Source organism: Acinetobacter sp. YH12041, assembly GCF_013419975.1.
In the GTDB taxonomy this organism is placed as follows: domain Bacteria; phylum Pseudomonadota; class Gammaproteobacteria; order Pseudomonadales; family Moraxellaceae; genus Acinetobacter.
Genome location: NZ_VOZC01000002.1, coordinates 58,348 through 83,978, shown reverse-complemented (window position 1 = coordinate 83,978; position 25,631 = coordinate 58,348). Strand labels below are relative to the sequence as shown.

Here is a 25,631-nt window from a genome sequence, read left to right as displayed (position 1 = left end):
TGAATGGTGTATTAAAAATCCGCACATATATCGTCACATTACTCTGGGTGCCCGCAAGGGTGGAGAATGCGGATATATGGAGGCCTAACCCAAACTTTAAGGTAAAGAAAATGGCAGATTACAACGTAAGCATGCGCGACCTTCTACAAGCTGGCGCGCACTTTGGTCACCAAACTCGTTTCTGGAACCCAAAAATGCGTCAATACATCTTTGGCGCGCGTAACAAAATTCACATCATCAACCTTGAGCACACTGTTCCTGCGTTAAATGATGCTTTGAACTTCGCTAACCAATTGGCTAGCAAAAAGAACAAAGTTTTGTTCGTTGGTACTAAACGTGCTGCTTCTGCAATCATCCGTGAACAAGCTCAACGCGCTGGTCAACCATACGTAGATCACCGTTGGTTAGGTGGTATGTTGACGAACTGGAAAACTCTTCGCCAATCTATCAACCGTTTAAAAGACCTTCAAACTCAATCTCAAGACGGTACTTTCGCTAAACTTACTAAACGTGAAGCTTTAGAACGTAGCCGTGAGATGGAAAAACTTGAACGTGCTTTAGGCGGCGTTAAAAACATGGGTGGTTTACCTGACGCATTATTCGTAATCGACGTTGATCACGAAGCGATTGCAATTAAAGAAGCTAAAAACCTTGGTATTCCTGTAATCGGTATCGTTGATACTAACTCTAACCCAGACAACGTAGACTACGTTATTCCGGGTAACGACGATGCGATCCGTGCAGTAACACTTTATGCTTCTGCTATGGCTGATGCGATTCTTGCTGGTAAAGAATATGCTCAATCACAAGCAAATGCACAAGCTAAAGCAGAAGAAGCTCCTGCTTCTGAGGCTTAATGCGTTAGACGCTAGCTTGTCATTTTTGCGACACGTGATGGTGGCAAAGTAAGCGTTATGTATGCAGGCGGCCCATGAGAATCCTCTGGGCCGTTTCTGTTCTAAAAAGAATTCATTTTCTACCGAATTTAGGAGATAAACATGACTGCAGTTACAGCAAGCATGGTTAAAGAACTGCGTGATCGTACTGGTCTAGCAATGATGGAATGTAAAAAAGCTTTGACAGAAGCTGGTGGTGACATCGAATTAGCGATCGACAACCTTCGTAAATCTGGTCAAGCAAAAGCAGCTAAAAAAGCTGGTAACATTGCTGCTGACGGCGCGATCACAATTGCTCAAGAAGGCAACAAAGCAATCCTTCTAGAAGTAAACTGCCAAACTGACTTCGTTGCTAAAGACGAAAACTTTGCTGGTTTCTCTGCAAAAGTTGCTGCTGCTGCACTTGCTGCAAACGAAACTGACGCTGCTAAAATCGCTGAACTTAAATTTGAAGATGGCGCTACTGTAGAAGAAGCTCGTATTGCGCTAGTTCAAAAAATCGGTGAAAACATTCAAGTACGTCGTGCGAAAATTGTTGAAGGTGAAAACCTTGCTGTTTACAAACACGGTCTTCGTATCGGTGTTGTTGTATCTTACTCAGGTGATGCTGAAACTGGTAAAGGCTTGGCAATGCACATTGCTGCATTCAACCCGGTTGCTGTAAATGCTGAACAAGTTCCTGCTGACCTTATCGCGAAAGAAAAAGAAATCGCTGAAGCAAAAGCACTTGAATCTGGCAAACCAGCAAACATCGTTGAGAAAATGGTTGTAGGTTCTGTTGAGAAATACCTGAACGAAGTTGTTCTTGAGCGTCAACAATACGTAATCGACAACGACAAGAAAGTTGCTGAAGTTCTTAAAGCGACTGGTACTACTGTTGCTAACTTCGTTCGTTTCGAAGTGGGTGAAGGTATCGAGAAGAAAGCTGAGCTTTCTTTCGCTGAAGAAGTTGCTGCTGCTCAGGCTGCTGCAAAATAATTCGGTAACGAATTAGAAAAAAGCCCCGAATGGGGCTTTTTTTTATGACTAAATAAAGAATGATCAAGGGGGAATTATGGCAAATAAAACCCATATGGGGATCGGGGCTGTCATTGCACTTTTGTTGGCTGCTTATTTAGGTCTGGATTTATCAGAATCTAAACAACCGACCAATACTTTTGTACCTTCAGCAGAAGTTGCGTTTCAAGAGCAGACTCATGTTCAAAAAAGTACCCATAAGGTTTCTGATGATACCCAGCGTATAGAGCAAGCTTACCAGCAAAGACAAAGTGATCTTCAGGTTCAGGCGAGCGGTAAGGTGGTAGTGTTATTAAAAGATGATAATGAAGGTTCCCGTCATCAGAAATTTATTCTGGAATTATCCACTGGTCAAACTGTATTAGTTGCGCACAATATTGATCTGGCGCCATGCATCCAGAATATGCAAAAAGGGGATCAGGTTGAGTTTTTTGGTGAGTATGAATATAGCGACAAAGGTGGGGTGATTCATTGGACCCATCATGATCCATCTAATAAGCACATCAGCGGTTGGTTAAAACACCAAGGAAAAACCTATCAATAAGGGAATTTTCCTTGGTTTTATAAATGTAATGATATTACATACGCTTTAAGCGCACTGTATTGCCTCAGATTGACGAGATTTCCATTTAGGTAGGACTTTGCCTAAATAGGCATCCATGCACCATAACGGGCCAATGAGAAGGAATTGAAGGTCTTTGAAGAAAGAAGGCTTTTTACCTTCGACTTTGTGTCCATAAAATTGCCCAATCCAGGCAAAAACAAACAATGCAATAAAGAAGCCGATACCTACAGGTAAAACCCAGATGAACCAGGCCATCATCAGGGTTAGCGCTGCCATTGCCACAGCCAGTACAATATCTAGACGTGCATAAAACACAAAAGCCAGAACCAAGAGCAGGGCAGTCAGTAAAGCGCTAAAGTGCGCCATGATGCCAATAATGGAAAAGTAGATGGTAGGCACGCAGACCCAATGGATCAGTTTGTTGGTTTTGTTTTGATGACTTTCACTATATTCATCTAACCATTCGGATATTGTTTTCATTCTATCGCTCCCATCCATGAACGTACTGTCAGTTTTCAAAATATAAAACAGTTTGGAGGTATGGTCAAAATGAAATCGATAGCGGGTGAGTAAAAGCTAATGAAGGCTCATACCTGAATGGAATAACATCGACAGTAGTATAGGTAAAAGCAGTTTGAACTCTTGCTCTACATCACCAAATAAAAAAGCCACATGACTGTGGCTTTGAGTTAAATGTAGAGCGGTCAAATCTTATGAGTTTGGACCATCTACACGCTCAATATTGACATGTGCAGTACCAGCATTGGTAATACCAAGCTGTTTAGCAGCACCGTAAGATAAATCTAGAACACGGTTGCCATGGAATGGTCCACGGTCATTAACCTTCACAACCACACTCTTACCATTGTTTTTGTTAGTCACGCGGATAAAGCAGTTTAATGGCAGGCTACGGTGTGCAGCAGTCATTGCATTCATATCGAATGTTTCACCACTAGCAGTTTTACGGCCATGGAACTGACGACCATACCAAGATGCTGTACCTGTCTGACTGAATTTACGAACTGTGTTTGAAGCAACATTGTTCAGTTTCTCAATCACTGAAGGCTCTTCTGCAGGAATTGCAATTTTTGCTGCAATAGTTTGACGACGAACTTTATCGCCAGAACGCTCAGTGATTGAAAGGCTGTTCAAATTTGTGAAATTTGAATTGAAGCTTTGAGCTTCTTTGTTTAATACACGCGCTGCAAGACGCGAATTGTCATGATCATTATTGAATGATGATGACTGAACCATATCTGCTTGCGATTGCGTTAGGGTAACGGTCGCGACGATGGCCATAAAATACTTCAGAAAAGAAGAATGCATTGAATCAACTCCTAACAGCATGTTTCATTAGATTGGGCCTAAGTAGCTGATAACCCTATAAACATGCCTGATATTTAACTTATGCAACTACATTTAACGAATTGGATAATATTCATGCTGGCAACTGGCTGTCTAGTGTTTAATTAAAATAGTTAAAAAAAGTACGCAAAATAAACAATGACTGATTAAAAAATAATCAATATTGTAACAAGTCGTAAAAAATGCCTAAAAAATAGGCATTTTTTTTAATAAAAATCTTGACTTTAGTGGTTGGTAGGAAATTTTACTGTTATCGGCTCGTAATTTCTGTACCTAAAAGCCACAATGCAGTGGCATACATACGACTACGATTGTACGTGGTAATCACTTGAAAATTCGGATAAGTAATATAGTAAATCGGTCCGTAATTTTCTTGTAATTGAATAACATTGACCATATCAAGATCATCAATACGAACAATCGGATTCATCGGACTGATCCCTTGGGTTTTGATTACTCCATAAGGCGTTGGCTGAGTCAGATCTTTTGCGATGACAGAATCAGGATTCGAGCCGGTATAACGGGCAGGGAAAGCTATTGGCTGATCACGTTGCCAGCCATTTTGAGCCAGATAGTTTGCAATTGAACCAATCGCATCTACCGCAGAATTGCGCAGATCGATATGGCCATTGCCATCATAGTCGACCCCATACTTTGGAATATTACTTGGCATAAACTGCGGATAGCCCACAGCACCTGCATAAGAACCCACGATCGAGGATGCTGACACACCATCTTTATATGACCATGCGATCAATGCCGCCAGTTCATCCTGGAAGTATTGCGCACGACGTTCATAACCAAAGCCAAGAGTTGCCAGTGCATCACGGGTCACAAATGAACCCTTGTTGCTGCCAAAACCGGTCTCTACCCCCAAAATACCCAAAATGATCGATTGTGGTACACCAAACTGCTGCTCAGCGCGATTTAGTGTTGCAGCATATTGCTGCTTGAAACGTACACCACGTTGAATCGTGCCTTCAGACAGAAAATTGGTCTTATAGGCATACCAAGGCTTACTTTCACCTGGACGATTCATGATATTGATAATATTTGGAAGATTTTTTGCTCCCGTCATTGCACTGTCTACTTGCTGGGCACTTAGACCATAGGTCTGCATAGTGTTTTGCTTGAAACTGGCATAAGAGGGATGATATTGAAAATCGTTGGCCAGGCTTAAACTACTGAGTCCGAATGCACTGACAAGGATCGAAAGCTGCTTCAATTTTTTATAAAAATTCGATTTCAACATCTTGGTATGATTTCCAATTTTTTGATAGGTTTGTGGCTATGTCATTTGAATCGTGCCATGAAAAAGATCAATTCACTTTTCTCAATTTTCTGGCATTAGAGGCAATATTAAAGATAACATTCTGATGAATAGGAGTCATATAAACTCCCTTAAAAACAGGAAAGGATTGGTTGTTTTTTCAGCATTTTGTATTTTAGTTCACAATAACTGTAACAAGCTATTTCTTAAGCCACAAAAAAGCCTGACCGAAGTCAGGCTTAATCTGCATTATTTGAATAAATATGCGGCTTTATTCAGTAAAGAATAGGGTGTCGTGATATTCTGCCATTGCCTGAAGTTCATCCTTATTTAAATTCAGGATGATTTTATCTGCTGCAATATTAATCGCCTTGATTACTGCTGAAGCACCAATATCAGCAGCCTTGCGTTTAATCATGCCTAAATCTAAGGTTTTATTAAAGTCGACCATGAAATGACGTACAGTCGCTTCACCAAACTGTTTGTACAGATTGCTGAGACTCTGCTTATCGACACTTTGGCCAGCTTTTAATTCTGCATAATGGTGTTTTAGATTGGTGACCAGATTGGCATCCAGAGGCTCACCAATACGGAAATTTCCTTCCGGATCTTTAAACAGGCTGCGCTCAGAAAAAGCAATCGACTCCTTGACGACTTCATTTGGTGCTTTACCCAGCAACTGTTTCAGTAACACTGCTACAGTGGACTTGATATAGCCCGCCAGTTTTTCTGCCGTATCGCGTTTTTCGCTTGCAGGAAAACGGCGTACCAGTTCCGTGAGAATCGCATCAATAATTTCATCATTAATCATTAATGCGGTTTTATCACGCAGTGGATAAAGTGGTTCACTCGAGTTTTTATTTTTCTGTGCAGTCTGAATTGTATTTAATAGTTCTGCAGAAGGAATAAAACCAAAAAAAGGCATTCTTAAACCTCAATGTTTTTTATTGTCGCGCTAAACGAATAGGGCGAGGCATCCATGTGGAATCCGATACACGACAAGGGTTGATATCCAATCCACCACGGCGTGTATAGGTCGCATATACCATCAGCTTTTCCGGTTTCAGATTTTGCCAAATATCGGCAAACATCTGTTCCACACATTGTTCGTGAAAACCGTTGTGCTGACGATACGAAATAATATAAGCCAAAATACTCTTATAACAAGGTTTTTTGCCCTGATAGCGTATAAATACTGTACCCCAGTCCGGTTGTCCAGTGACTGGACAGTTACTTCTTAATAAATGTGAATAGAGTTGCACTTCGATATTTTCATCGCTGTACTGATCTAAAGACAATAAAGAAGCATCCGGATGATTTTCCAGGCGTTCCGGAGTCAGGTCATCAATACAGATACCTTCAGGCTTGGAAATTTCCAGTTCATCGACATGGAAAAGATCTAAAGTAATTTCAGCATCGGCAGCTTTTGAGAGATCTTTTTCTACAGTTGCAATAAAGGCCTCTTTCGAATCAAACTTGGTAAAGTTCAGACTATTGAAATACAGCTTTAAAGACTTTGATTCAATGAGATTTGGGGAAAATGCTGGCAGGGTAATCCGACCAATCGCCACTTGAGGCACACCGGCAGCATTTAACCAAGAAATTTCAAAAACATGCCACCAGTCTTTACCTTGCTGAATAGCTTCAACATGGGCATATTTTTCACGGGCAGGCGCACGGGAAATCGGGAACAAAATATCGGGTTGATACTCTGTTGGGTAGTTGGTGTCTTTACCAAGGAGAGAATGTTCTACACTCATTATTCACGCATTCCTGAACCACGAGACAATAAATAGTAAGCAATACCGTAAAGCACGGCACACCAGAAAGTAATCACGACCAATGAAATGGAAACATTGACATCGCTATGACCTAAAATGCCGAAACGGAAAGCATTGACCATATACACGATCGGGTTAACCAAAGAGAGATTTTGCCAGAACGGACTTAAGGCTGAAATCGCATAAAACACACCGCCTAAATAGGTCAGTGGTGTGAGTACAAAAGTCGGGATGATCGAGATATCATCAAAAGATTTGGCATAGACAGCATTAATAAAACCGCCTAGAGAGAATAATAGCGAGGTAATGAGTACTGTATATATAGTCACAAACCAGTTGGTAATATAAAGGTCTGCAAAAAACAGGCTCATGGCACTGACAATAATCGCAACCAACAGACCACGAATTACCCCACCCAATACATATCCCCATAAAATGGCATGTAAAGGTACTGGACTCATGATTAGCTCTTCAATGCTTTTCTGAAATTTTGAGCTAAAGAAACTGGAGGAGACGTTGGCATAACTATTGGTAATCACCGCCATCATGATCAGACCGGGGACAATAAACTCCATATAGCTATAGCCGCCCATTTCCCCAATACGTGAACCGACCAGATTACCGAAGATCACGAAATATAGACTCATGGTAATGGCAGGTGGCAGTAAAGTTTGCGGCCAGATCCGCATAAAGCGGCGAACTTCTTTATGAACGATGGTATATAAGGCGACGCCGAGCTGATTTATATTCATTGTGCAGCTCCATCCAGATTTTTCTCGACCATTTTCACAAATAGTTCTTCTAAGCGGTTTGACTTGTTACGCATACTGCGTACCTGAATGTTCTGTGATTCCAGTAACTTGAACAGATCATTCATGGAATGGGCTTTATCCAGTGTCACTTCTAGGGTCATTGGATCTACTAAATTAAATTTCACACCAATAATTTCAATATTTAATGGCTCAATAGGTGCAGCCAGATCGAAGATAAAGGATTCTTCATTAAGCTGATTCAGGAAGTTCTTCATAGTGGTATCTTCTTTGATCACACCACGGTCGATAATCGCAATCCGACGACATAACATCTCTGCTTCTTCCAGATAATGAGTCGTTAAAATAATAGAAGTACCATTACCGTTCATTTCATTAAGAAAATCCCACATGGAACGACGCAATTCGATATCTACACCGGCGGTCGGTTCATCCAGAATCAATAATTTTGGTTCATGCATCATCGCACGGGCGATCATCAGGCGACGTTTCATACCACCTGAAAGCATACGAGCTTGAGTAGAGCGTTTTTCCCAAAGACCCAGTTTATTTAAATATTCTTCAGCACGCGCTTGGGCAATTTTTTTAGGAATACCGTAATAACCGGCTTGAGTGACCAGAATATCAAAGGTTTTTTCAAACTGGGCGAAGTTAAATTCTTGGGGTACTACGCCTAAACATTGTTTGGCTTCAGAAGGGTGAGTATCCAGATTGTGACCAAAAATTTCAACGGTTCCAGAGGTTTTTCTTGTTAATGAACTGATAATACCAATAGTAGTGGACTTGCCCGCGCCATTAGGTCCTAACAGGGCATAGAATTCACCTTCAGGTACAGTTAAGTTGATTCCTTTAAGTGCCTGAAAACCATTTCTATAGGTCTTCGACAAATCCCTTAATGTCAGCGCATCAGTCATAGAGATCTCAAATGGTGAAAAGTTGAGATATTGTGAGTGATCTTGCAGAATAAACCAAGTCATTCACATGGAATTCTCTGTTGCTGTTTTGGCACACTGTATAAAGGATAGGCATAAAAATAACGAAGTTATAGATAGTTGCTTTACCTTATGCATTTTTTTGTTATGATGTGCATCGCGCGCTCATAGCTCAACTGGATAGAGTACAGGTCTCCGAAGCCTGTGGCGTGGGTTCGAGTCCCGCTGAGCGCACCATCATTTTATAAATTCACTTTCCTCATTAGACTAAAAAATCAATTCTAGATTTATAAAATAAATTATGGATTCTCTTCCTCTTCATCCTGATGTTTTTGACGTATTTGATCTCTTTTCACCTGAGGGTCTTGATCTACACCTAACTGACCGCGTTGAATCTCTCGATCCTGTTTCTCTTGCGGATCTAATTCCTCTTCTGGTAATTCTTCATTCAATTCTTCATCTGGTTTAACCATCGGGAATTACCTCTTGTTGAGAATATATATGTATAAGTCGCCTTAGTCCTTTAATTCTATAAAAGTGGGTGAATTACATTGTTGTATTTATAGTTTGTTTAATCTCATAAATTGTTGTTCCTATAAATAGATGTGCTGAGTAGTTTTTCTCTTAAAAAATTAGTATCTTATGCTCACAATAAAAATGAGACATAGATATGAAAAAATTAATATTCATTGGGGTAATGATTGGGGCTTCTTCAGTTGCTGGAGCAAATACGCCTTTAGCTATTCAACATGGTAATCCTGCTCCAATAGATAAAGCAGTAATTCCGACTACGCCTTTTCATGCTCAAGAAAACCTAATAAGTCAGTACTCTTTAGCTTTTGGCTACGCCGGTTCAAAAATAGGATCAGACAGTTTTTTTGGTACTGAATCATTCGATGGGCTGTTTATTAATGGTGAGTATCAATCCCATTCGACTACCAGCTTATGGGCCGAATACAAATTTCAAAGTTCAGATATTGATTACAATCAAGTTGCAGTTGGGATAAAAAATAAATTTCTGGAAAATGATCAGTTTTATTCAGCAGTTTCTATAGGTCTGGGAATGAGCTGGGTAGATGAAAGCGAAACAGATGCAGATCTTGGTCGAATCGATCTTGAATTGGATTATTTTACAATTCCCGTTGCATTGGAAGTCGGTTATAAAGTTGCTCCTGAAGCAGATTTATTTGGATCTTTTGGTTATCAATGGATGTTTAACCGTGACGCCAAGATTTGTATGAATGGCGCATGTGTCTCTGGTAAGAGTGATGATCTGGACTTAAATGGGGTTACTTATCAATTTGGTTTTCGCTATTACTTTTAGTGGCTAATCAATCGCCTTAATAGCGAACTCTTTTACTTAAGACTTGAAATTGTATTTAGATGAAATTATTCATTTTTCACATAAATAAAGAATATTTTTTATTGAAATTTAAATAGATAGGATGTAGAGATAGAAAAGAATAGAATTGTTTGTAGTGCTCTATTGAGCCAGCCAAAATATTTTAATCTGCTTTTGAAAAAGCACAATTTAAATATTGTATAAGTCTTCTTTTAGAAGTGTAAAAGCGTATTGTAGGTAAAAAAAATCCTGCTATATTGAACTCATGGTAGGTTATAAAACGAAACGACGCTACCAATAAGTTGGACGGATCAATGACAGTTAGTTGAGTTCGAACTTCGGTTCAGGCAATAGATCTAGCACTAGCCATCCAACACAGAGCCCGCAGCGATGCGGGCTTTTTAATGCAAAATTTTAAGCGTGAGTTATTAATAATTTTGACTCTTTTATTTGTATGGCACATTCTTCATTAGCGACAATATATAGTCAATAAAAGGTGCTCGCTAAAAAATCTTACATATTCGTTTGAAAGCCTTTCAAATAACTATGTTATAAGAATTCAGACAAGCAAATTTAATAATGCCAATAAAGGGAGGTATGACGATGACAAAAGATTTAATTGAAGTGCAAGTCAAAAACCAGTATGGCAAAATTCTGAATGTAAAAGCATTATTACGTGCTGGCGCTCAGCATAGTGATCCGTCCCAGCGTTTGGAACAGCAAGTCGACTATATTGTCGTGGATGATGAAATTATCCGGCCAACGATTGAACTGTTATTTGCCAGTGAGCAGACCGACTGTATCTATCGTGTTTTAGAACCTAAATAAGGATCCGGGATTCATTATGCTGCTTTGCGACCCTTAAAAAAAGATATAGCTCATCCAATGATGAGCTTGATTTTGATATCTGAGTTCAGCTTCTTTATAAATATTTGATGCAGAATAAAAACTGATAAATTTAATTCAAAGAGATTGGATAAATTCCTATCATTTCTCAGTTTCTTAATTTTTTATGTTATATAGCATCAAGCTATCTACATAGATGATCTAAATGAACTTCTTCAAAAATACGCTCTGAGAAAAGCATTATTTCAGAAATTTTTTAATGTGACATTTACATCATAACGGTCAAACTCATCCAGAATTTGATACAAGGTTTGCTGTCCCAGTTCATCTGCCGGCCTGATATGAACTTCCTGATTGGTTCCGCTGTCAAAACATTCAATTGTTTGAATTAGCCAATGATGTTCGATTGAACTCTTTTGAATTAATACCCGTCGTGGCTGTAATGCGTCACTGATCTGGCGGGGCAGTACATAAGTAATCGCAAGTTGTATAGTGTCCAATTCTTCAGCTGGACTCAAAAAAGTGATTACCCAATTGCCCACTTTACTGAGCTGCATGGGATTATCAAAGGCATCGAATTCGAGATAATATTGCATGGGAAGAAAGAGGATTAATTTATATTATTTCCTATATGCACCTGTTTAGAGGGGGTGTTCTATCACGCTAAAGTATAAGAACAGCTAGATGCAAGAAGTGATTAAATATTAAATTATTAAAAATCAATAAATTAATATTGATTTGTATCTGTTTTTATTCTGAATATCGATTAGTTAAGAGCTTTAAAGACTAAGATAGTCATCTATAAAATACTTTATTTCACTTGCTGAATAAAACAAAACATGATTAGTTAAAAATCCCTCTCCATATTTAGAGAGGGAAGAAAAGATTTCATTTATAGCGTAAGGATCGCGGTATTTTCCAATGCTTTGCGTAGATAAGGATCTAAGTCGTCCTGGCGAAGTAACCACTGAACATAGTCAGCAGGAAGATCGGCAATCGCAGTGCCACGGTGCTTACCAAAATTGATGGTCCGTGGAATACGCGCATCTTCAGATGCCTCATAGAGTTCTTCAATACTGCTGATTTTCAGGTGATGCACAATATGCATCAGGATATTTGCTGTCAAAATGATATCCATATCGGCGCGATGGGCTTTACGGATCATTTCCCGGGCGCGCTCGCTGCCTTTGGTAATCATATAGATTAATGCAGAGATATTATGTGCTTCAGCCTCTGGCCAAACACGGCGGGCGAGGGCAAGGGTACAAATTGCTTTAATATTCGATGAATCGACGCCACATTTTTCTAAGGCACGAATATCATAATCAATATTATGGCCAATGATATAAGTGGTTTCTTGCGGGAGTTCAAAGCTGCTGTAATGCGGTTGTCCTTCCAAATCGGACTGCAGAATATGATGTACGGCCATTGCGGCAAAGGAAATCGGTTCGTCGCATGAATAAAGCTGATCAAACAAGCGACTTTTATCCAGACTGATTTTATGGTCTATGATCTCTACAGGCGCATAGGCAATTTCAATGGGTTGACCATTCAAGGTATGGGTTTCAGTATCGAGAATGATAGCCTGCATGACGAGAATATGCCTGAAAAAAAAGTGGATATCAAAATCTAACATTATTGTTTCGATCCTGACAATTGAAATGCCGGATTTCAACTTTAATTGCAGACTTTTTGACTGATATAGAATATTTGTAATCTACACTTATAAATAAAAGTTTTCAAAGTTTCTGTAAATATTTCCAAAACTTAAATTTATCGTGTTGGAATGGTCATAAATTAAATCGCTATTTATTAGAAAAATAACAAAATAATCTCTTGTATTTAATGAAATAACTTGGGAAATTATTGTCTAGTTTTATCAACTGATAAAGATAAAACTATAAAAATTATGAGAGATAATAATTAAGACAAGGATAAGATCGATGAAACGTCATGTATTGACTGGTTCTCTACTCGCGCTAAGCGTAGCTTTAACTGCCTGTAATGATAGCGATGATGATCGTTATTATGAATCCAAACCCGCTATTCCCGTAAATAATATTGACAATCCAGTCGTAACCACACCTGTAGCCTATACCAAAACAGATCTGACTGCTGTTGCCGATGAGAGCGTGGTCATGACCTATAAGATGTTAGGTATTAATAATAAGGAAACCCAAGCGACGGCACTGCTTTTCACTCCAAAAGGAACGCCTCCTGCAAAAGGTTGGCCGATAGTGGCATGGGCACATGGTACGACGGGTGTGGCCGATCAGTGTGCACCAAGTCGCAATGAAATAAATTCTTATATCAAAAATATGATTGCCGGATTCCTTCAAGCGGGATATGTGGTCGTTGCGCCTGATTATGAAGGTTTGGGTGAGCCGGGTGGAAAAGAACTTCATCCTTTCCTTAATCTTAAGAGTGAAGCCTATTCCATTACCGATGCTGTCGTCGCAGCAAAAGACTATTTAGGTTCGGAAGCCTCTAATCAATGGATGGCTGTCGGTCATTCTCAAGGTGGTCAAGCGGCTTTAGGCGCTGCCCAATATGCAGCACGTGCTTCTCAAATGACTTATAAAGGTACGGTAGCTTTAGCACCTGCTTCTAATTTCAGTCTGATTTTGGCAGGTGGTGAGGCTCAAGCTGGACAAGAACCAGATCTGAATAAAAAGATTCAAACTCTAGCCTCTTTAGATACTTTTACCGCGCTGATTGTCGCGGGATTGCGTAATCCGAATCCAAATCTGCAATATATTCAGGTCTTTAAAACACCAACAGACGAGATTGCCAAGAATGCCGAAACAGATTGTTATGATGTATTAGGCAACAAATTCGGTACGGCAATGGGAGCTTATGCCCAAACCAATGGGAATCTGGAAGAATATCCGCGTACTCAAGCTAATTTTATGAGTATTCCAGTAGTGAAGAATTTCCTGGATAAAGACTCTCAGCCTTTACAGGTTAAAGTGTCTACACCTGTGATTATTTATCAGGGAGAGGCGGATTCTACTGTTCCAAAGGCTGCAACAGATGTTTTAGTGAGCTTAGCGAATCAGAAACAAACCTCGGTACGATATATTACGGACGGTTCATGGGATCATGGTAGCGTCTATGCACTGAATATCGCTAATATTATTTCAGATGTAAAATCTCTAATGCCAATTCAATAACTTATTTTTATCTCTATAGCTCATGTTTTTTTAAGCATGAGTTATTTTTATTGCAAACTGAATAAAGTTCATGATCGAAATTGGCAAAGTTCATGTTACAATACGCGCCAATCTTAGCACGGCTTAAAAGCCCTAATTTAATAGGACCTCGCTAATGTTTGCCAATATCTCTATTGCTGAATTTGATCCAGAAATCGCTCAAGCAATCTCTAACGAAGATGCTCGCCAAGAAGCGCACATCGAGTTGATCGCTTCTGAAAACTATTGTTCACCAGCAGTAATGGAAGCTCAAGGATCAAAACTCACTAACAAATATGCAGAAGGCTACCCAGGCAAACGCTACTATGGCGGTTGTGAATATGTAGATGTCATTGAACAATTGGCAATTGACCGTGCTAAAGAATTATTTGGTGCTGATTATGCTAACGTTCAGCCACATGCTGGTTCTCAAGCAAACTCTGCAGTTTATTTAGCGCTGCTTAACCCAGGCGACACAGTATTGGGTATGAGCTTGGCTCACGGTGGTCACTTGACTCACGGTGCGAAAGTAAGCTTCTCAGGTAAAACTTATAATGCAATTCAATACGGTCTGAATCCAGAAACTGGTGAGATCGATTATGAAGAAGTTGAACGTCTAGCTGTAGAACACAAACCACGTATGATCGTAGCTGGTTTCTCTGCATACAGCCAAATCGTAGATTGGCAACGTTTCCGTGACATCGCGGATAAAGTTGGCGCTTACCTGTTTGTAGATATGGCTCACGTTGCTGGTCTGGTTGCTGCTGGCGTTTACCCAAGCCCAGTTCAAATTGCTGACGTAACAACAACAACTACTCACAAAACTCTTCGTGGTCCTCGTTCAGGTCTGATCCTTGCAAAAGCAAACGAAGAAATCGAGAAAAAACTTCAATCAGCTGTATTCCCAGGTAACCAAGGTGGTCCTCTGGTTCACGCGGTTGCTGCTAAAGCAATCTGCTTCAAAGAAGCAATGGCACCTGAATACAAAGCATACCAACAACAAGTGGTTAAGAATGCTCAAGCAATGGCTGAAGTTCTAATCGAACGCGGTTACGATGTTGTATCTGGCGGCACTAAAAACCACCTGTTCTTGTTGTCTCTGATCAAACAAGACATCACTGGTAAAGATGCTGACGCTTGGTTAGGTGCTGCTCACATCACTGTGAACAAAAACTCTGTACCAAACGACCCACGTTCTCCATTCGTGACTTCAGGTATCCGTATCGGTACACCTGCTGTAACGACTCGTGGTTTTGGTGAATCAGAAGTTCGTGAACTTGCTGGTTGGATCGCTGACATCCTTGATGCTAAAGGCGATGAAGCTGTGATCGCTGCTGTTAAAGAAAAAGTTGCTGCTGTTTGTGCTAAATTCCCTGTTTACGCAAAATAAGCCTAACTTGAGAAAAGCCCCCTCAAGGGGGCTTTTTTATTGGGTGATATTTTTTCTGACTCATCTTCTGCTGCTAGCTTTTACGATGAGTTAAAAGGGAAGATAAGATCAAAGCTTAATCAATCCTATATAGAAAATACTTATCCTTTTATAAAACAAAGTTGAGAAATACAGATCCTATAAATCTGATTTCGAAAAGAGTATTGAGTTTTTCTAAAACTGGTTACATTCTTTGAAAAACAGCTTTATAAGTTGAGTTAAGACACAATTTTTTAGCAGCTAAAAATAGATTTTTTATATTTGAACTTAATTTAATCTGATTAACCACTTAGAACCTAGATTCATTCGCTTTTTAAAGACTATTCAATCATTCATTAAACAAGGTAGTAAGAATGGCTAAACCAAAAATTATTTTATCTGAACAGGATGTGGAGCGTCTCGAAACCATGCTTGAAAATCAGGACAAGCTCAGTGAGACCATGCTTCAACTGGAAGATGAACTGGCTCGTGCTGAAGTGGTCAAGCCAGAGGACATGCCAAGCAATGTAGTGACCATGCATGCGCGTGCATTGCTGACGATTGCACCATCAACGGAGCCTGTAGAAATCACCTTAGTCTACCCGCATGAGTTTAAAGGTGAAAAAGGGCAAGTGAATGTCGTAGCACCGATTGGAACTGCAATCTTGGGCCTGGCAGAAGGACAGACCATTGAATGGCCACAACCTGATGGTCAGTTGATGAAAGTCACGATTGAAAAAGTGCTGTATCAGCCGGAACGAGAAGGTGACTATCTATAATTTTTTAGTTAATTCGCCAATATAAAAAGGCCCCTATAATCGGGGCTTTTTAATATCCATGTTTTAATGCTTTGTGAGTTTATCCAGATAACCCATAATAAATGCAGAAATCACAAAAGTCAGATGCATGATGATGTACCACATGATTTTGTCATTCTCGACGTTACGAGCATCCATAAAAATACGTAGTAAATGAATCGAAGAAATAGCTACGATGGAAGCCGCAACTTTGAGTTTAAGCGAATTGGCATCCATAGTGCCGAGCCAGTTCAGGCGGGTTTTATTTTCATCGATTTTGAGTTGTGAAACAAAATTTTCATAACCTGAAAACATCACCATCACAATAAGTCCACCAACCATGGTCATATCAACCAGGGAGAGAATTACCAAGATCAGGTCAGCTTCAGTATATTCAAAGATATGCGGCAGGACATGAATGACTTCCTGAAAGAATTTTAAGGCCAGTAATAATAAAGCGAATGATAAACCAAAATAGACAGGTGCCAAGATCCAGCGTGCGGCATACATCGTATTATGAAAAAAACGTTCCATTTTATTCTCAGGTTACCTACTTTATTGTTGATCTTGATCATAAATAATTCATGCTTAAAATTCGAGAATTATTTATGTTTTATAATGCCTTATAAGTATTCTTAAGTTTAAAAAAAGCTTAATTAAGACCATAAATTAACTTGGCATTTATTGTGCTTATCCTTATTTGGTTGATTATTAGCCTATTTGAGGCTGATGGGAAAGGTTATAGAGAGCAACAGCAGGCTAGAAGCAAAATGATTCATACAAGAAATGACTGTAGGCCAAACTTAATTCCAACAATATCTTCAACGTATATAAAGAAAATTCTATGGCTTGAAGCATTCCTTTGCAAAATGCTACATGTTATGTTGAATGAAAAGACGTACTATAAAAATCGAATTCATTGAGTTTAAAGGGTTATGTCACAGATAGATGTTTTGATTCCAATCCAAGACATTGCAGTAGAGCAGAGCGAGATTCTAAGTATCAAGCGCAACGAACTTGTGCCTTTACTCCACGATCAATACAAGCTGAATCATTATGCGGACTCACTTATTCAGGCGCAGGCAGTACTATTAAATGGGGTAGATCCCCATCTGACCCAACAACTGAGCCATACTATTGAACAGCTGATTCACATGCTGGCTCAATCAAAAAAATATTTTAAAAAACGTAAATTTAATGCCTTGCAGAAATGGCTGGGTATTGATCTGGACTATGGCTCAAGTCAGGTTGAATACTATAAAAAACTGGACTATTTACTGGATCAGGCAGATCACCTTAGCCGTAAGTTGCAAATTGAAATCCAGAAATCCCAATCGCGATTCCAGCAGCTGATCGGTTTACGTGAGCAAATGGCCAAGCATATTGTGGCAGCAAAAGAATTTTTATCTGAATATCCGCAGTTTGTAAGGAATCAGCATCCACTGGATAATTTTTCTGAGCGGCTGTCAAAAAAGGTGCATACCTTAAGAACCTTGCAAAGCAGTAATGACATTGCCATTACCCAGATGCAATTGTCCCAGCAACTGTCTTATAGCCTACTGGATCGGTTTAAAGAAGCGCAACAGGTGCTGATTCCGGCCTGGCAATATCATGTCAAACAAAGCCAGACGAAACACTCGACAAGTGATCTGGAAAAACTTGATAATAGCCGGGACAATTTGATTAAAACGTTAAAAAAGTCACTCGAGAAACCCTCGAATACATAACAATATAAGGTGAAACATGACCAAATCTGATGTAGTAAATTTACCTGTCGAAAGCTCAACTGAACTGACTGAACAGAAGTTCCAGCAAATGGATCTGAAAGAGCTGGGCTTGCAGCCTGCCGATTTTCAGGGGGTCTTGGCAGCACGTAAAGAACTGCAGAATATGAGTCATAATAGTGTGGCCGAATATGGCAAAAATATAGCCACCAAAACTTCAAGCTATACCGATGAATTGCTGAATCTGGTACAAAATAAAGATCTGGATGCAACCGGTCAAAAGCTGAATCAGGTGGTGCAGGTGGCACAGCAACTGAATACCAGCAGTATCTTGAACAAGAAAAAAAGTTCAGGATTTCTGGGCAATATCATCAGCAAATTTAAGGGCGTGAAAGATAATTTTGACTCGCATTTCAATACCACTAAAGAACAGATTGATGTACTGGTCAAGGAAATTGAAACTTCACAATCTGGATTAAAAGCCCGCGTTGATACCCTGGATAAAATGTTCGATGGGGTGCAGGAAGAATACAAGCAGCTGGGTATTCATATTGCAGCTGGACGTTTACGTGAACAGGAATTGCAGCAGGAAATTGCTGCGCTTACAGCTTTGCCACAAGATCAGAGCACCACGCAAAAAATCTATGACCTAAATCATCTAGCCAATAATCTGGAAAAACGCATCAGTGATTTACAGGTATTGCAGCAATCTGCGATGCAGACTTTGCCTATGATCCGGATTATTCAGTCCAATAACCTGATGCTGGTGGATAAATTCTATGCCATTAAAAATATCACATTGCCAGCATGGAAAAACCAGATCAGTCTGGCCATTTCACTGAATGAACAGAAGAACAGCGTACAGCTGGCCAATACCATTGATGATGCGACCAATGAGCTTTTACGCCGTAATGCAGATTTATTGCATCAAAACTCGGTCGATACGGCAAAAGCCAACCAGCGTTCTGTTATTGATATTGAAACGCTTGAACATGTGCAAAATACCCTCATTAAAACTGTTAATGATGTGATTCAGATCCAGAAAGAAGGTGTACAGAAACGTACTGAAGCAACGGTACGTTTAAGAGCCTTACAAGATAATCTGAATCATTTGGTGATTGAATCAAGTACCAGTGGATCTAAACCCAACTAAATGCAGTAGGGCCAAGATCTAAAAAAAGGAGTAGAGATTGCCGCCCTTAGATGAATATGCTGTAAATCCTCAGGAAATCAAGCAAGGGGTCGTCGCACTCAAAAAGCGTCAACGTAATTTGATGCTTTTGGGACTGACCACCTCTACGGTCTGTATTGCATCTGTGATAGGTCTATTCTTTCAGCAGGAAATGGTTTATGGCTTTTTTGGCCTGAGTACTCAGCTTCAACAGCTGCATTTACCAGTCAGTGTCGATGCTAATCTGGCCAGTATTGGGGATAGTCCGGATTATTTCTTTGCTCTATTAAGCTGGTTTGGCTGGCTGATTCTGAAAATCTTTGCCTCTTTTATTGGTGCATTTTTTCTGGTTGGATTGCTGAAGAAGTTTCGCTTCTTCTATGTGCGCTTTCAGTCTTTCATATTGAAGTTTGTAGGCTGGCTGATTTCCTTTATCGTGATCTGGTCAGGACTGACTTATTGGCAATATGACCTGAGAAATGACCGTGAAGACGCTTATCAGCAAGTGGTCTATTACGATAGTAATATCAATGATAGTGAAGTGGCTCGTTATCTGGTTGATTCCGATATTGCTTCACCGGTGAAATCTTATTTACTTGCCCAAACTGCACTCTTGCATAAGCCTGTGGATCTATCCGCAGCCAGACCTTATGTCGCACAAGTAGTTGAAGCAGAGCGGCAGGATAACAAGTTTGAACAATACGGATTTAAACCGGAACAGATCTGGACCATGCAGCAACAGGTCTATGGCAAAAGTCTAACGCCTGTGGCACAAAGTGTAGATCGTCAAGCCCAGCAAGCCGAACAAGTCAGCAAGATTACCAATGTCATCATTATTGGCATTGCCATCTTATTTGCCTTGCTTAGCTTAATCATATTTGTACTAGCTAATTCAATTAAGGGGCGTTCGCTACGTATTGAACAGCGAATCTTCTAAACTTAAAAATGCTCCTTTAAAAGGAGCATTTTTATTTTCCAATCTATATTCGGTTTCTTTGGGATAAAAGGCATAAATTCTAGCGATAATAAAAAATAAAATGAGGAGATGGTTTTTGATCTATAAAAACGATCATTAGGATAAAAACAAACTGTTTTACCTATTTTTGTTATTCACTTATTATAGCTTCATCGAATAAATATTTACTCCCTTGGAGACGTTAGCAATGTTAGATCAAAATACTTCAGCTCAATTAAAAACACTACTTGAACGTTTGGAGGGCCCGATTGAATTAGTGGCAACTCTGGATGGCTCTGACAAATCAGCCAAAATCAAAGAACTGGTTGAGGAAATCGCCCAGCTTTCTGATTTAGTGACTGCCCGTTTTGACGGTACCAACAAACGTGCACCAAGCTTTGGTGTGGCAAAAGCCGGTGAACAGCCTCGTGTGTTCTTCGCAGGCTTGCCGATGGGCCATGAGTTTACTTCCCTGATTCTGGCATTGCTGCAAACTTCAGGCTATGCACCAAAAGTCTCTGCCGAAGTTCTGGAATCGATTAAAGGTTTAGGCATTAAATCTGACTTTGATGTATTTGTCTCTTTAAGCTGCCATAACTGTCCTGATGTGGTGCAGGCATTGAACCTGATTGCCATCTATAACCCGGGTACCACAGCAACCATGATCGATGGTGCTTTCTTCCAGGAAGAAGTAGAAGAACGTAAAATCATGGCCGTACCGATGGTCTTCCAGGACAATGAACATATCGGTCAGGGTCGTATGACACTGGAAGAAATCATTGCCAAACTGGATACCAATGCTGCAGCCAAAGATGCTGAAAAACTCAATGCCAAAGATGCATTTGATGTCTTGGTGATTGGTGGCGGACCTGCAGGGAATACTGCAGCGATCTATGCAGCACGTAAAGGCATCAAAACTGGCATCGTGGCTGAACGCATGGGCGGTCAGGTCATGGATACCATGGACATTGAAAACTATACGTCAGTGCAAAAAACCCAAGGTCCAAAATTTGCGGCTGAAATGGAAGCACACGTGCGTGAATACGGTGTTGACATCATGAACCTGCAACGTGTCTCTGACATTAAAGGTGCAGATCGCACAGCCAATGGTCTGGTAGAAGTGACTTTAGAAAATGGTGCGAAACTTGAATCTAAAACTGTGATTTTATCTACCGGTGCACGCTGGAGAGAGATGAATGTTCCAGGTGAACAGGAATACAAAACTCGTGGCGTGGCTTACTGCCCACACTGTGATGGTCCTTTGTTCAAAGGCAAACGTGTGGCAGTGATTGGTGGCGGTAACTCGGGTGTAGAAGCTGCGATTGACCTTGCGGGTATTGTTGAGCATGTAACCTTGGTTGAATTTGATACCAAACTTCGTGCGGATCAGGTATTGCAGGACAAACTGAACAGCTTGCCAAATACGACTGTGATCAAAAATGCACTTTCTACCGAAGTGATCGGTGATGGTTCACAAGTCACAGCGTTGAAATACAAAGACCGTGCAACTGATGAAGAGCACACAGTAGAACTTGCAGGGATCTTCGTTCAGATCGGTTTGTTGCCGAACACTGACTTCCTGAAAGGAACCGATGTTGAGCTAACTAACCGTGGTGAGATTGTGATTAACGAGCGCAATGAAACCAATGTCAAAGGTGTGTTTGCTGCAGGTGACTGTACCACTGTTCCTTACAAACAGATCATCATCGCGACTGGTGAAGGTGCCAAAGCATCATTATCTGCCTTTGATTACATCATTCGCTCTGGTCAGTAAAAAAAAGAGCACCTGGAATCCCCACATTCCAGGTGCTTAATCTCAAACACCTATTATTATTTTCGCTTTATAGGAACTCAGGATGCTAACACCCGGGTTCCTTTTTTTAGTTATTGTTAGATCAGCCAAAAGCGTCCCCAATCGCTTTTAGCTGTTCCTTTCCTCTGGACAGTTTTTGTTTTCAACCCTTATTTTTATCTTTCCCCAAGGTTGTTCTTAGATGAAGTCATCAGACTTCATGCATCATTCAAGCTTTGAACAGATTCAAACCTTTAAATTTCTCCATTAACTGTTCTTGCGTTTCCCGATGCTCGGGATGCGGCACAATGCATTCAATCGGACAGACGGCAATACAGGTTTGATGATCATAGAAACCCACACACTCGGTACAACGATTGACATCAATTTCATAAAACTTCTCGCCCTCATAAATTGCTTCATTTGGGCATTCCGGTAAGCACATATCACAGTTGATACATTTATCGGTAATCAAGAGCGCCATTTTTTAACTCGCCTGATAAGCCAATGAAGAGGCTGAAATGTCTACAGATGATGATGGCAGATTACGGATCAGCAGGGCATACTGCATATCGACATCTGCAGGCACTGGAATTTCAACGATATGACCTGAACCTTTAGCATCTTCAATCAGATTGCCTTGACAGTCTTTGATCTCAGTTAAGGTAAAAGTGATGTTGCCTTTAGTGGTCATCAGCTCTAGTGAGTCACCAACGACAAAACGGTTTTTCACATCAATCTTGATATAGTCACCATTACGCTCTAATACTTCCCCACAGAACTGCTGATGATCGAAACTCGATGAACCATTTTCATAGTTTTGATATTCACTATGTACATGACGGCGTAGGAAGCCTTCGGTATAACCACGATTCGCCAGACCTTCTAATTGAGTCATCAATGAAGGGTCGAATGGCTTACCAGCAAGCGCATCATCAATGGCTTTACGGTAAATCTGCGCAGTACGCGCACAATAGAAATAAGATTTGGTCCGACCTTCAATTTTCAGGGAGTGTACGCCAATCTTGGTCAGGCGTTCCACATGCTGTACAGCACGCAGGTCTTTGGAATTCATAAAATAAGTGCCGTGCTCATCTTCTTCAGCAGCAAACATATCTTCGTCATTACGTTGCAATAACACGGGTTCATCAAACTGATGTTGTACTTGCATATGTGACTCATCAGCATCTTTTGAACAACAGCCGGAATCAATATTTTTAACCGGGATCACATCGCCCGTTTCATCTTCTTTAGCTTCAAGTACCTTGTATTCCCAGCGGCAAGCATTGGTACAGGCACCCTGATTGGCATCGCGTTTGTTCATATAGCCAGACAGCATGCAGCGGCCAGAGTAGGCCATGCACAACGCACCATGTACGAACACTTCGATTTCGATATCTGGAACTTGCTGTTTGATTTCTTCGATTTCTTCGATGGACAGTTCACGTGACAAAATTACGCGAGTAAGTCCCATATTCTTCCAGAACTTTACAGTTGCCCAGTTCACAGCATTGGCCTGTACAGACAGGTGAATGTCCATGTGCGGGAAATGCTCACGCACCAGCATGATCAGACCAGGATCGGACATGATCAGCGCATCTGGCTGCATTGCCACGACTGGTTCAAGGTCACGAATAAAATTTTTCAGTTTGGAGTTATGTGGCTGAATATTCACCACGACATAGAATTTTTTGCCAAGCTTATGCGCTTCCTTGATGCCAATCGCCAGATTGTCATGGTCAAATTCATTATTACGAACACGCAAGCTATAACGCGGCTGGCCGGCATAGACTGCATCTGCACCATAAGCAAAGGCATAACGCATGTTTTTTAGGGAGCCAGCAGGTGAGAGAAGTTCGGTAACGTGAGAAATGCTCATGATGAAATCGAAAGACATATAAAAAGTACGTCTTTATTCTAGTCATCTGAAATCAGGATTCAACCTAGTAAATAACTCGGAATTGGCATAATTTAACTCAATTTCAAGTTAAAAGATAAACAGTAAACGATTTAAAATATCCATAAATATTTCAGCTATTTTCAATAGATTCCAGTGTTTTTAAAATCTGGCAATGATTAATCGTGGTTGGGGTATTACAGCTTTCGCGAAGCGCCATTAACTGCTGTTTAAATAATTGTAATTCTTTAATTTTATTTGAAATATCTATAAGGTGCTGATCAATCATCTGGTTAACTTCACAGCAATCCTGTTCAGGATTCTGTTCCAGCTGAATCAGGTATTCAATTTCTTTTAAAGACATGCCTAAAGCACGACAGCGTTTGATAAAAATCAAGCGTTTTAAGGTCTCGTCGCCATAATAACGATACTGGTTACTTGCTCGAAAATTCGGCTGAATCAAACCTCTTTTCTCATAAAATCGAATGGTATCAGTGCTTAAATCAGTTTTCTTGGCTATATCAGAAATCAAATAATGTGACATAAATACCTCAGGCTTGACCTTGGAGTGACTCCATAGTTTCTAATGACTTTATCGCATTCAGGATAAAAAATCATCGGAGAATAATATGGCCTGTAGTTGTAGTCATGAACCCGCGCCGCCCAAACCTAATAGCAAATTTAGAACAGCTTTATGGATTGCATTATTGATTAACCTGACCTTATTTGGTGTAGAGCTAATCGGCGGTGCTTATGCACATTCATCGGCCTTATGGGCAGATGCGTTAGATTTCTTTGGTGATGCTGTGAATTATGGTATTTCTCTGGCGGTGATTGGTGCAAGTCTGTATTGGCGTGCAACAGTTGCTCTGATTAAAGGATTGACCATGGCAGTATTTGGTCTGGTCGTCATTGGCAAAGTAATTTATGCCTTTATGCAAGGTATTCCACCTGAAGCCATTACGATGGGGATCATCGGGGTATTGGCCTTAATCGCAAACGTTGTCACAGCCATAATTTTATATGCTTTCCGGGATGGCGATGCCAATATGAAATCAGTCTGGTTGTGCAGCCGTAATGATGCGATCGGCAATGTGGCCGTCATTTTTGCAGCAGTGGGAGTGTTTGGCACTGGCAGTCTATGGCCAGATGTTATTGTTGCATTCATTATGGCAAGTCTAGGCTTAAGCGCTGGATATCATGTGGTGAAACAGGCTCTAGCTGAACGAGTATTGCAGCATGAGTCAGTCTGATCCTTAATATTAAATTTAATTATGAAAAAGCTGCTGATCAGGCAGCTTTTTATTAGCCTTAAGTCTAAAAAATAGATGAAAAATAAAGCTTTACAAATGCGATAAATTTAGGAAGAATCATGCGCGAAATTTAGAAAAGATTCATATAACTAAACAATTTAAATTTTTTAGTGTTTTTGAGGGGGAGCAATGAGCTTCATAAAACTACTTTCACTTTCAACTATTATACTGATGACTGGGTGTAGTTCTATGGTCGTCACTTATGATGCATCGGGTCAGGTGATTGGATCATGTAAAGCTACACGTGGTCTGCTTTCAACTGCTAGTGCTCATTGTAATGGATCAGGCAATGCAATTGGCGTGAACTACAATACGGTGGATGCCAAGACAGGTTTATTGCCAGTACCACCAAGTCAAAATCAGATTCATTTAGCACCATAAATCATAGAGGGGAATATCATGAAATTATCAGCACTTATTGCATTAGCAGCGACTATCGTACTAACTGGTTGTGCATCAACAGTGACTACATTTGACTCACATGGCCGTATGATCGGTTCATGCAAAGCAGAAAGCGGTTTTATTATCGGTGGTGGTGCAGGCTGTTCAGGTTCTGCAAATCAGGAAGGTCGCGATCGTTAATTTTTAATGACGATTGC

General features: G+C 40.3%; 30 protein-coding genes and 1 tRNA gene. 17 read left to right on the top strand and 14 right to left on the bottom strand.

All coding sequences use genetic code 11. The features are described 5' to 3' along the window. The first annotated feature begins 110 nt into the window (after positions 1-110). From rpsB to FTU00_RS02755, 3 genes are all read left to right on the top strand, one after another. Positions 111-857, top strand: coding sequence for a 30S ribosomal protein S2 (gene rpsB / locus FTU00_RS02765; protein ID WP_004784492.1), 747 nt, complete (start codon positions 111-113; stop codon positions 855-857). 141 nt (positions 858-998) lie between these two features. Beyond that, positions 999-1,874: a translation elongation factor Ts gene (tsf, locus tag FTU00_RS02760; protein WP_180179036.1), complete on the top strand. Its 876-nt coding sequence runs from the start codon at positions 999-1,001 to the stop codon at positions 1,872-1,874. Between the two features lie 76 nt (positions 1,875-1,950). After that, complete coding sequence (locus FTU00_RS02755; RefSeq protein WP_180179035.1) at positions 1,951-2,457, top strand: DUF3465 domain-containing protein; 507 nt, start codon at positions 1,951-1,953, stop codon at positions 2,455-2,457. A gap of 45 nt (positions 2,458-2,502) precedes the next feature. Here the strand turns inward: FTU00_RS02755 and FTU00_RS02750 are convergent, their stop codons facing one another. From FTU00_RS02750 to FTU00_RS02720, 7 genes are all read right to left on the bottom strand, one after another. Then, on the bottom strand, positions 2,503-2,958 hold the full coding sequence (locus tag FTU00_RS02750; protein WP_005236656.1) for a DUF962 domain-containing protein: 456 nt from the start codon (positions 2,956-2,958) through the stop codon (positions 2,503-2,505). A gap of 231 nt (positions 2,959-3,189) precedes the next feature. Further along, the gene (locus tag FTU00_RS02745) at positions 3,190-3,804 is read right to left on the bottom strand and encodes a septal ring lytic transglycosylase RlpA family protein (RefSeq protein WP_180179034.1); all 615 of its coding nucleotides are present in this window, start codon (positions 3,802-3,804) and stop codon (positions 3,190-3,192) included. A 289-nt stretch (positions 3,805-4,093) separates the two neighbouring features. Beyond that, positions 4,094-5,095, bottom strand: a complete 1,002-nt coding sequence (gene mltB / locus FTU00_RS02740; protein ID WP_166138288.1) for a lytic murein transglycosylase B — start codon at positions 5,093-5,095, stop codon at positions 4,094-4,096. A 289-nt stretch (positions 5,096-5,384) separates the two neighbouring features. Then, positions 5,385-6,038, bottom strand: a complete 654-nt coding sequence (locus FTU00_RS02735) for a hypothetical protein (RefSeq protein ID WP_004784477.1) — start codon at positions 6,036-6,038, stop codon at positions 5,385-5,387. A gap of 19 nt (positions 6,039-6,057) precedes the next feature. After that, a complete protein-coding gene (gene queF, locus FTU00_RS02730; protein WP_180179033.1) occupies positions 6,058-6,873 on the bottom strand; it encodes an NADPH-dependent 7-cyano-7-deazaguanine reductase QueF in 816 nt (271 codons plus the stop codon). Continuing rightward, a complete protein-coding gene (locus FTU00_RS02725) occupies positions 6,873-7,646 on the bottom strand; it encodes an ABC transporter permease (RefSeq protein WP_180179032.1) in 774 nt (257 codons plus the stop codon). The genes queF and FTU00_RS02725 overlap by 1 nt, the downstream gene beginning before the upstream one ends. After that, positions 7,643-8,578: an ABC transporter ATP-binding protein gene (locus FTU00_RS02720; RefSeq protein WP_180179031.1), complete on the bottom strand. Its 936-nt coding sequence runs from the start codon at positions 8,576-8,578 to the stop codon at positions 7,643-7,645. Before FTU00_RS02720 ends, FTU00_RS02725 begins: the two co-directional genes overlap by 4 nt. Before the next feature lie 179 nt (positions 8,579-8,757). On the opposite strand from FTU00_RS02720, the gene FTU00_RS02715 reads away from it, so the two are divergent. Continuing rightward, positions 8,758-8,833: transfer RNA gene (locus FTU00_RS02715), tRNA-Arg, on the top strand. A 62-nt stretch (positions 8,834-8,895) separates the two neighbouring features. Here FTU00_RS02715 and FTU00_RS02710 read toward each other — a convergent pair. After that, positions 8,896-9,069: a hypothetical protein gene (locus tag FTU00_RS02710; protein ID WP_180179030.1), complete on the bottom strand. Its 174-nt coding sequence runs from the start codon at positions 9,067-9,069 to the stop codon at positions 8,896-8,898. A gap of 197 nt (positions 9,070-9,266) precedes the next feature. Between FTU00_RS02710 and FTU00_RS02705 the strand changes: the two genes are divergently transcribed. Beyond that, positions 9,267-9,920, top strand: coding sequence for a hypothetical protein (locus FTU00_RS02705; protein WP_180179029.1), 654 nt, complete (start codon positions 9,267-9,269; stop codon positions 9,918-9,920). Between the two features lie 621 nt (positions 9,921-10,541). Further along, positions 10,542-10,766 carry a hypothetical protein gene (locus FTU00_RS02700; RefSeq protein ID WP_180130265.1) on the top strand — a complete coding sequence of 75 codons (225 nt, stop codon included), beginning with the start codon at positions 10,542-10,544 and terminating at the stop codon, positions 10,764-10,766. Positions 10,767-11,029: 263 nt separating this feature from the next. Here FTU00_RS02700 and FTU00_RS02695 read toward each other — a convergent pair whose 3' ends face one another. Beyond that, on the bottom strand, positions 11,030-11,326 hold the full coding sequence (locus FTU00_RS02695; RefSeq protein WP_373684928.1) for a hypothetical protein: 297 nt from the start codon (positions 11,324-11,326) through the stop codon (positions 11,030-11,032). Here FTU00_RS02695 and FTU00_RS15680 point away from each other — a divergent pair. Further along, positions 11,270-11,398, top strand: coding sequence for a hypothetical protein (locus FTU00_RS15680; RefSeq protein WP_354667255.1), 129 nt, complete (start codon positions 11,270-11,272; stop codon positions 11,396-11,398). The two genes, FTU00_RS02695 and FTU00_RS15680, sit on opposite strands and share 57 nt — an antisense overlap. 278 nt (positions 11,399-11,676) lie before the next feature. Here FTU00_RS15680 and FTU00_RS02690 read toward each other — a convergent pair whose 3' ends face one another. After that, on the bottom strand, positions 11,677-12,375 hold the full coding sequence (locus FTU00_RS02690) for a putative quorum-sensing-regulated virulence factor (protein ID WP_179993419.1): 699 nt from the start codon (positions 12,373-12,375) through the stop codon (positions 11,677-11,679). 352 nt (positions 12,376-12,727) lie between these two features. On the opposite strand from FTU00_RS02690, the gene FTU00_RS02685 reads away from it, so the two are divergent. The 3 genes from FTU00_RS02685 (at position 12,728) to rnk (ending at position 16,162) form a co-directional block, all read left to right on the top strand. After that, positions 12,728-13,957 carry an alpha/beta fold hydrolase gene (locus FTU00_RS02685; RefSeq protein WP_179993420.1) on the top strand — a complete coding sequence of 410 codons (1,230 nt, stop codon included), beginning with the start codon at positions 12,728-12,730 and terminating at the stop codon, positions 13,955-13,957. Positions 13,958-14,111: 154 nt separating this feature from the next. Next, positions 14,112-15,365, top strand: a complete 1,254-nt coding sequence (gene glyA / locus FTU00_RS02680) for a serine hydroxymethyltransferase (protein ID WP_004784306.1) — start codon at positions 14,112-14,114, stop codon at positions 15,363-15,365. A 392-nt stretch (positions 15,366-15,757) separates the two neighbouring features. Further along, positions 15,758-16,162 carry a nucleoside diphosphate kinase regulator gene (rnk, locus tag FTU00_RS02675; protein ID WP_034171243.1) on the top strand — a complete coding sequence of 135 codons (405 nt, stop codon included), beginning with the start codon at positions 15,758-15,760 and terminating at the stop codon, positions 16,160-16,162. Between the two features lie 63 nt (positions 16,163-16,225). Here rnk and FTU00_RS02670 read toward each other — a convergent pair whose 3' ends face one another. Continuing rightward, a complete protein-coding gene (locus tag FTU00_RS02670) occupies positions 16,226-16,714 on the bottom strand; it encodes a TIGR00645 family protein (RefSeq protein WP_005236522.1) in 489 nt (162 codons plus the stop codon). A 401-nt stretch (positions 16,715-17,115) separates the two neighbouring features. Here FTU00_RS02670 and FTU00_RS02665 point away from each other — a divergent pair, with 401 nt between their 5' ends. The 4 genes from FTU00_RS02665 to ahpF all read left to right on the top strand — a co-directional run bounded on the left by FTU00_RS02665 (position 17,116) and on the right by ahpF (position 21,804). Continuing rightward, complete coding sequence (locus tag FTU00_RS02665) at positions 17,116-17,907, top strand: tellurium resistance protein (RefSeq protein WP_180179028.1); 792 nt, start codon at positions 17,116-17,118, stop codon at positions 17,905-17,907. 16 nt (positions 17,908-17,923) lie between these two features. Then, positions 17,924-19,057, top strand: coding sequence for a toxic anion resistance protein (locus tag FTU00_RS02660; protein ID WP_179993421.1), 1,134 nt, complete (start codon positions 17,924-17,926; stop codon positions 19,055-19,057). A 37-nt stretch (positions 19,058-19,094) separates the two neighbouring features. Further along, the gene (locus FTU00_RS02655; RefSeq protein WP_166135984.1) at positions 19,095-20,012 is read left to right on the top strand and encodes a hypothetical protein; all 918 of its coding nucleotides are present in this window, start codon (positions 19,095-19,097) and stop codon (positions 20,010-20,012) included. A 226-nt stretch (positions 20,013-20,238) separates the two neighbouring features. Continuing rightward, positions 20,239-21,804 (top strand): alkyl hydroperoxide reductase subunit F, encoded by a 1,566-nt coding sequence (gene ahpF / locus FTU00_RS02650; RefSeq protein WP_180179027.1) that lies wholly within the window; start codon positions 20,239-20,241, stop codon positions 21,802-21,804. Between the two features lie 247 nt (positions 21,805-22,051). On the opposite strand, the gene FTU00_RS02645 is transcribed toward ahpF, so the two are convergent. The 3 genes from FTU00_RS02645 to FTU00_RS02635 all read right to left on the bottom strand — a co-directional run bounded on the left by FTU00_RS02645 (position 22,052) and on the right by FTU00_RS02635 (position 24,263). Continuing rightward, positions 22,052-22,306: a YfhL family 4Fe-4S dicluster ferredoxin gene (locus tag FTU00_RS02645; protein WP_159123203.1), complete on the bottom strand. Its 255-nt coding sequence runs from the start codon at positions 22,304-22,306 to the stop codon at positions 22,052-22,054. Between the two features lie 3 nt (positions 22,307-22,309). Further along, positions 22,310-23,701: a tRNA 5-hydroxyuridine modification protein YegQ gene (gene yegQ, locus FTU00_RS02640; protein WP_373686154.1), complete on the bottom strand. Its 1,392-nt coding sequence runs from the start codon at positions 23,699-23,701 to the stop codon at positions 22,310-22,312. Between the two features lie 151 nt (positions 23,702-23,852). Beyond that, the gene (locus FTU00_RS02635; protein ID WP_179993297.1) at positions 23,853-24,263 is read right to left on the bottom strand and encodes a Cd(II)/Pb(II)-responsive transcriptional regulator; all 411 of its coding nucleotides are present in this window, start codon (positions 24,261-24,263) and stop codon (positions 23,853-23,855) included. A gap of 85 nt (positions 24,264-24,348) precedes the next feature. Between FTU00_RS02635 and FTU00_RS02630 the strand changes: the two genes are divergently transcribed. The 3 genes from FTU00_RS02630 to FTU00_RS02620 all read left to right on the top strand — a co-directional run bounded on the left by FTU00_RS02630 (position 24,349) and on the right by FTU00_RS02620 (position 25,614). Continuing rightward, positions 24,349-24,972: a cation transporter gene (locus FTU00_RS02630; RefSeq protein ID WP_180179025.1), complete on the top strand. Its 624-nt coding sequence runs from the start codon at positions 24,349-24,351 to the stop codon at positions 24,970-24,972. Positions 24,973-25,221: 249 nt separating this feature from the next. Beyond that, complete coding sequence (locus FTU00_RS02625; RefSeq protein ID WP_227607384.1) at positions 25,222-25,413, top strand: hypothetical protein; 192 nt, start codon at positions 25,222-25,224, stop codon at positions 25,411-25,413. Positions 25,414-25,431: 18 nt separating this feature from the next. After that, positions 25,432-25,614, top strand: coding sequence for a hypothetical protein (locus FTU00_RS02620; RefSeq protein ID WP_005236502.1), 183 nt, complete (start codon positions 25,432-25,434; stop codon positions 25,612-25,614). Positions 25,615-25,631: the final 17 nt, after the last annotated feature.

What these genes read in the sequence shown, in the direction of transcription:
- rpsB (WP_004784492.1), top strand. Translation starts at nt 111, where the DNA reads ATGGCAGATTACAACGTAAGCATGCGCGACCTTCTACAAGCTGGCGCG.
- tsf (WP_180179036.1), top strand. Translation starts at nt 999, where the DNA reads ATGACTGCAGTTACAGCAAGCATGGTTAAAGAACTGCGTGATCGTACT.
- FTU00_RS02755 (WP_180179035.1), top strand. Translation starts at nt 1,951, where the DNA reads ATGGCAAATAAAACCCATATGGGGATCGGGGCTGTCATTGCACTTTTG.
- FTU00_RS02750 (WP_005236656.1), bottom strand. Translation starts at nt 2,958, where the DNA reads ATGAAAACAATATCCGAATGGTTAGATGAATATAGTGAAAGTCATCAA.
- FTU00_RS02745 (WP_180179034.1), bottom strand. Translation starts at nt 3,804, where the DNA reads ATGCATTCTTCTTTTCTGAAGTATTTTATGGCCATCGTCGCGACCGTT.
- mltB (WP_166138288.1), bottom strand. Translation starts at nt 5,095, where the DNA reads ATGTTGAAATCGAATTTTTATAAAAAATTGAAGCAGCTTTCGATCCTT.
- FTU00_RS02735 (WP_004784477.1), bottom strand. Translation starts at nt 6,038, where the DNA reads ATGCCTTTTTTTGGTTTTATTCCTTCTGCAGAACTATTAAATACAATT.
- queF (WP_180179033.1), bottom strand. Translation starts at nt 6,873, where the DNA reads ATGAGTGTAGAACATTCTCTCCTTGGTAAAGACACCAACTACCCAACA.
- FTU00_RS02725 (WP_180179032.1), bottom strand. Translation starts at nt 7,646, where the DNA reads ATGAATATAAATCAGCTCGGCGTCGCCTTATATACCATCGTTCATAAA.
- FTU00_RS02720 (WP_180179031.1), bottom strand. Translation starts at nt 8,578, where the DNA reads ATGACTGATGCGCTGACATTAAGGGATTTGTCGAAGACCTATAGAAAT.
- FTU00_RS02710 (WP_180179030.1), bottom strand. Translation starts at nt 9,069, where the DNA reads ATGGTTAAACCAGATGAAGAATTGAATGAAGAATTACCAGAAGAGGAA.
- FTU00_RS02705 (WP_180179029.1), top strand. Translation starts at nt 9,267, where the DNA reads ATGAAAAAATTAATATTCATTGGGGTAATGATTGGGGCTTCTTCAGTT.
- FTU00_RS02700 (WP_180130265.1), top strand. Translation starts at nt 10,542, where the DNA reads ATGACAAAAGATTTAATTGAAGTGCAAGTCAAAAACCAGTATGGCAAA.
- FTU00_RS02690 (WP_179993419.1), bottom strand. Translation starts at nt 12,375, where the DNA reads ATGCAGGCTATCATTCTCGATACTGAAACCCATACCTTGAATGGTCAA.
- FTU00_RS02685 (WP_179993420.1), top strand. Translation starts at nt 12,728, where the DNA reads ATGAAACGTCATGTATTGACTGGTTCTCTACTCGCGCTAAGCGTAGCT.
- glyA (WP_004784306.1), top strand. Translation starts at nt 14,112, where the DNA reads ATGTTTGCCAATATCTCTATTGCTGAATTTGATCCAGAAATCGCTCAA.
- rnk (WP_034171243.1), top strand. Translation starts at nt 15,758, where the DNA reads ATGGCTAAACCAAAAATTATTTTATCTGAACAGGATGTGGAGCGTCTC.
- FTU00_RS02670 (WP_005236522.1), bottom strand. Translation starts at nt 16,714, where the DNA reads ATGGAACGTTTTTTTCATAATACGATGTATGCCGCACGCTGGATCTTG.
- FTU00_RS02665 (WP_180179028.1), top strand. Translation starts at nt 17,116, where the DNA reads ATGTCACAGATAGATGTTTTGATTCCAATCCAAGACATTGCAGTAGAG.
- FTU00_RS02660 (WP_179993421.1), top strand. Translation starts at nt 17,924, where the DNA reads ATGACCAAATCTGATGTAGTAAATTTACCTGTCGAAAGCTCAACTGAA.
- ahpF (WP_180179027.1), top strand. Translation starts at nt 20,239, where the DNA reads ATGTTAGATCAAAATACTTCAGCTCAATTAAAAACACTACTTGAACGT.
- FTU00_RS02645 (WP_159123203.1), bottom strand. Translation starts at nt 22,306, where the DNA reads ATGGCGCTCTTGATTACCGATAAATGTATCAACTGTGATATGTGCTTA.
- yegQ (WP_373686154.1), bottom strand. Translation starts at nt 23,701, where the DNA reads ATGAGCATTTCTCACGTTACCGAACTTCTCTCACCTGCTGGCTCCCTA.
- FTU00_RS02635 (WP_179993297.1), bottom strand. Translation starts at nt 24,263, where the DNA reads ATGTCACATTATTTGATTTCTGATATAGCCAAGAAAACTGATTTAAGC.
- FTU00_RS02630 (WP_180179025.1), top strand. Translation starts at nt 24,349, where the DNA reads ATGGCCTGTAGTTGTAGTCATGAACCCGCGCCGCCCAAACCTAATAGC.
- FTU00_RS02625 (WP_227607384.1), top strand. Translation starts at nt 25,222, where the DNA reads ATGGTCGTCACTTATGATGCATCGGGTCAGGTGATTGGATCATGTAAA.
- FTU00_RS02620 (WP_005236502.1), top strand. Translation starts at nt 25,432, where the DNA reads ATGAAATTATCAGCACTTATTGCATTAGCAGCGACTATCGTACTAACT.